4 protein-coding genes are annotated in these 4,491 nt (G+C 39.3%); all 4 read left to right on the forward strand.

Going from position 1 to position 4,491, the window contains the following annotated elements:
* Positions 1-60: 60 nt before the first annotated feature.
* The 4 genes from fdxB (at position 61) to IQ228_RS21835 (ending at position 4,272) form a co-directional block, all read left to right on the forward strand.
* Positions 61-354 carry a ferredoxin III, nif-specific gene (gene fdxB, locus IQ228_RS21820; RefSeq protein WP_027401867.1) on the forward strand — a complete coding sequence of 98 codons (294 nt, stop codon included), beginning with the start codon at positions 61-63 and terminating at the stop codon, positions 352-354.
* A 571-nt stretch (positions 355-925) separates the two neighbouring features.
* On the forward strand, positions 926-1,861 hold the full coding sequence (coxB, locus tag IQ228_RS21825; protein WP_027401866.1) for a cytochrome c oxidase subunit II: 936 nt from the start codon (positions 926-928) through the stop codon (positions 1,859-1,861).
* Positions 1,862-1,910: 49 nt separating this feature from the next.
* On the forward strand, positions 1,911-3,575 hold the full coding sequence (gene ctaD / locus IQ228_RS21830; protein WP_027401865.1) for a cytochrome c oxidase subunit I: 1,665 nt from the start codon (positions 1,911-1,913) through the stop codon (positions 3,573-3,575).
* A gap of 100 nt (positions 3,576-3,675) precedes the next feature.
* Positions 3,676-4,272, forward strand: coding sequence for a heme-copper oxidase subunit III (locus IQ228_RS21835; protein ID WP_015078454.1), 597 nt, complete (start codon positions 3,676-3,678; stop codon positions 4,270-4,272).
* Positions 4,273-4,491 lie beyond the last annotated feature (219 nt).

Consider the following 4,491-nt stretch of genomic DNA (forward strand, 5'->3'; position numbering starts at 1 on the left):
GGCTAGTATGAATATTAAAGGATTAACTAATATCTAGCTAAAATTGCTGAGGTTTTATTCATGGCTACATTAACAGGATTGACCTTTGGAGGTACTGATTGGACTCCTAAATTTGCCCAAGAAATAAACAAAGACAAATGTATCGGTTGTGGCAGATGTATGAAAGTTTGTGGTCATAAAGTTTTGGGCTTAATGCCTTTAAACGAAGAAGGTGAATTTGTCGAAGATGAAGATGAGGAAGAAGTGGAACGGAAAGTAATGGTTGTTACTCATCCAGAAAATTGTATTGGGTGTGAAGCTTGTTCTCGGATTTGTCCCAAGAATTGTTATAGTCATGTAACATTAGACAAATAACATCTTTGGTAATATTTAACGGTGTAATGTCCTGCAAAACATCGGTTATTTTGGTTAAGTTTATAGGCAAGGTAATTAGAGGGGAATCTTAATATTTACCGTAGTTGGTTAAAAGGTTTGCGGTAAACAGAAACGTAAATTGTAAGTTGCTATCATCTCAAAAAAATCATCCTTGCTACTATTTTTTCTGCTGCTATTTGATTTATGAAAATATCAACCTCTTAGATCCTCGATTTCTTCAATAAGTCGAGGATTTTGTGGTTATCAATATGAAAAAATATGGAAGTTTACCGATTTTTGATTAGATACAAGTTAGAACAGTAATAGTGAAAATATCAAAGATAATTTTGTCCTCAGAAAATAATTCTGTGGCTACAAAAGTCTATCTTTACTGACCGAAAAATTTCAGATTTTGGATTGGGAATTTTCGGGACAGCTTCCCGGCCTCTTCAGGGCGGAATTAATCAAAAACCACCAATCTAAAATCCTCAAGCTCTACACTTGTCTGGTGGAGTCAATGCAAAATCTGTTGACTCTGGTTTTACTACTATTTACAAAGCAGGTAGCATTTATGCAAAAAGTTCCTGTTTCGCTGTGGACACTGTTAGCTGGGATGATCATAGCCCCTATCAGTATCTGGGTTGGTCAAAATCATCATTTATTACCGGAAGCAGCATCGCAACAAGCTCCTTTGGTGGATGGTTTTTTCAATATCATGTTAACAATTGCGGTCGCTCTTTTCTTAATTGTTGAAGGGACGATTCTGCTGTTTCTAGTTATCTATAGACGACGCAAAGGAGATAACTCTGATGGTACACCTGTAGAAGGTAACTTGAGTTTAGAAATTTTTTGGACGGCAATTCCTACGGTAATTGTGATTGTTTTAGGTATTTATAGTGTTGATATTTATAACCAAATGGGTGGTTTTGGTGTGGGTAGTCATCCTCACCATGAGTCAGCGGGTGCTATGAATGTTAGTCAAATAGCTAATATTGGGATTGGTGAAAATCCGCAAACCAAAAATAAACCGGCTGATTTGGTTGTAGATGTTAAGGGTATACAATTTGCGTGGTTATTTAATTACCCTGTAAGTGGTATTTCTGCTGGAGAATTGCACGTTCCTATCGGTGCTGATGTGCAATTGAATTTATCCGCAGATGATGTGATTCATTCTTTTTGGGTTCCCCAATTTCGTCTGAAACAAGATGCTATTCCTGGAGTTCCTACACAACTGCGATTTACAGCTACAAAAACTGGTACTTATCCGGTAGTTTGTGCAGAATTGTGTGGTGGTTATCACGGTTCAATGCGATCGCAAGTAATCGTCCATGAACAAGCAGATTATGATGCTTGGATGAGTGAAAACCAGATTGCCCAAAAGCAAGATATGAATCGTGCTGTAGCAGTTAATTTGGAGAATTTATCTCCGTCAGAATTTCTTGACCCCTACATTCACAATTTGGAAGTAACTCCAGCAGATCTTAAGTCATTAGTTATGAGTCATTAGTAATTATTAGCTAATAACTGAAAACTGACAAAAGACAACTAACAAAAATATGACACAAGTAAATTTTCCAGTTAATCCCCCACCTGATGCAAGCGAATCAACAACCCGGCTGATTACTCATAGTTCTCATCCCCCAGCCTGGAAAGTTCGAGATTATTTCACATTTAATACTGATCACAAAGTTATTGGGATTCAATACTTGGTGACAGCCTTTGCATTCTATCTAATTGGTGGGTTAATGGCGATCGCCCTTCGCGCCGAATTAGCCACACCGGACTCGGACTTTCTTGATCCAAATCTGTACAATGCCTTCATGACAAATCATGGCACAATCATGATTTTCTTGTGGATTGTTCCCAGTGCAATTGGTGGATTTGGTAACTATCTAGTCCCCTTGATGATGGGTGCTAGAGATATGGCTTTTCCTAAATTAAATGCGATCGCCTTTTGGTTAAATCCCCCCGCCGGATTACTATTATTAGGTAGTTTTATCTTTGGTGGTTCTCAATCAGGTTGGACAGCTTACCCACCATTAAGTCTAGTTACTGCCAATAACGCCCAAACAATGTGGATTTTAGCGATTGTTTTGGTAGGAACTTCTTCAATTTTAGGTTCACTTAACTTTGTCATCACCATTTTGATGATGAAAGTTCCCAGCATGAAATGGGATCAAGTTCCCCTATTTTGTTGGGCAATTTTAGCAACTTCTATCCTTGCCCTTTTCTCTACTCCCGTATTAGCAGCCGGTTTAGTTTTGCTGTTATTTGATATTAACTTCGGCACATCCTTCTTCAAACCAGATGCAGGTGGTAACGTCATTATTTACCAACATTTATTTTGGTTTTATTCCCATCCGGCGGTTTATTTAATGATTCTGCCGATTTTCGGGATTATGTCCGAAATTATTCCCACCCACGCCCGGAAACCGATATTTGGTTATAAAGCGATCGCCTTTTCCACAGTCGCCATTTGTGTCGTTGGTTTATTCGTTTGGGTTCACCATATGTTCACCAGTGGCACACCCGGTTGGATGCGGATGTTCTTCACCATTTCCACACTCATAGTTGCAGTTCCCACAGGTGTGAAAATCTTCGGTTGGGTAGCAACTCTCTGGGGAGGAAAAATCCGTTTCACCAGCGCCATGTTATTCGCCATTGGTTTACTTTCCATGTTCGTCATGGGCGGTTTAAGCGGCGTAACCATGGGAACAGCCCCCTTTGACGTTCACGTTCACGACACCTATTATGTAGTCGGTCATTTCCACTACGTCTTATTTGGTGGTTCAGTCTTTGGGATTTACGCAGGTATCTATCACTGGTTTCCCAAAATCACCGGCAGAATGATGAACGAAACCTGGGGACGAGTTCATTTTGTCCTCACCTTCATCGGCACAAACCTCACATTCCTACCCATGCACAAACTAGGGTTACAAGGAATGCCCCGCCGAGTTGCCATGTATGACCCCCAATTTACCAGCTTAAACCAGCTTTGCACCATTGGCGCAATCCTTTTGGGTATTTCTGTCATTCCCTTCGCCTTAAACGCCATTTTCAGTTGGAAAAACGGTGAACTCGCAGGTGATAACCCCTGGGAAAGTTTAACTTTGGAATGGACAACCTCTTCCCCACCCATTATTGAAAACTGGGAAGTTCTACCCGTTGTTACTCATGGACCTTATGACTATGGACATGATAAATCATCGCTAACAGATTAAAACGCAGAGGTACGCAGAGGTTTTTTGAGGATAATTCTTTCTATCTTTGCGCCTTTGCGCCTTTGCGTGAGACTAGAAAAAATTTACTAGGAATAATAATATGACTGCAATTACACCAATTGAACATCATAGCGACGGGCATGAAGAACATCCAGATTTACGAGTGTGGGGTTTAATCACATTTCTCGCTTCTGAATCATTAATGTTTGGTGGATTTTTTGCCACCTATTTGTTTTTTAAAGGGACTACAGCAGTTTGGCCACCAGCAGGAACAGAAGTAGAATTATTTATCCCAGCCATTAACACGATCATCCTCGTTTCTAGTAGTTTTGTCATTCACTTTGGTGATATGGCAATTAAAAGAAATAGTGTGGGTTGGATGCGGTTTTGGTATTTTATCACCGCAATTATGGGGGCTGTATTCCTAGCCGGTCAGGTTTATGAATACATGAATTTAGGTTATGGATTCACTACTAATGTTTTCTCTAATTGCTTTTATTTAATGACGGGCTTTCACGGTTTGCACGTCTTTATTGGATTGTTATTAATTTTGGGTGTATTATGGCGTTCTTTCCGTCGTGGTCATTATTCTGCCACTAAACATACGGGCATCGAAATGGCGGAAATTTACTGGCACTTTGTTGATATTATTTGGATCATTCTCTTCACATTGGTGTACCTTCTCAATATTCTGTAAACAAAGGTAATGGGTAATTACTGGAGTTTAAAAAATTCCTACTCAAAAAATATCCCAATCTTCAGTACAAATGTAGGGGTTTAGCAATGCTAAACCCTTACCTGTTTGTTACACCACCAAGAAATAGAAATTAATTGATTTATTGCTTTTTACTAATTTTAAAATTGGGGAAACCTTCATTTCCTAATCCTGTAAATCCTTAAATCCTGGATATCCTGA

Source organism: Dolichospermum sp. LEGE 00246 (assembly GCF_015207865.1).
GTDB lineage: Bacteria > Cyanobacteriota > Cyanobacteriia > Cyanobacteriales > Nostocaceae > Dolichospermum > Dolichospermum heterosporum.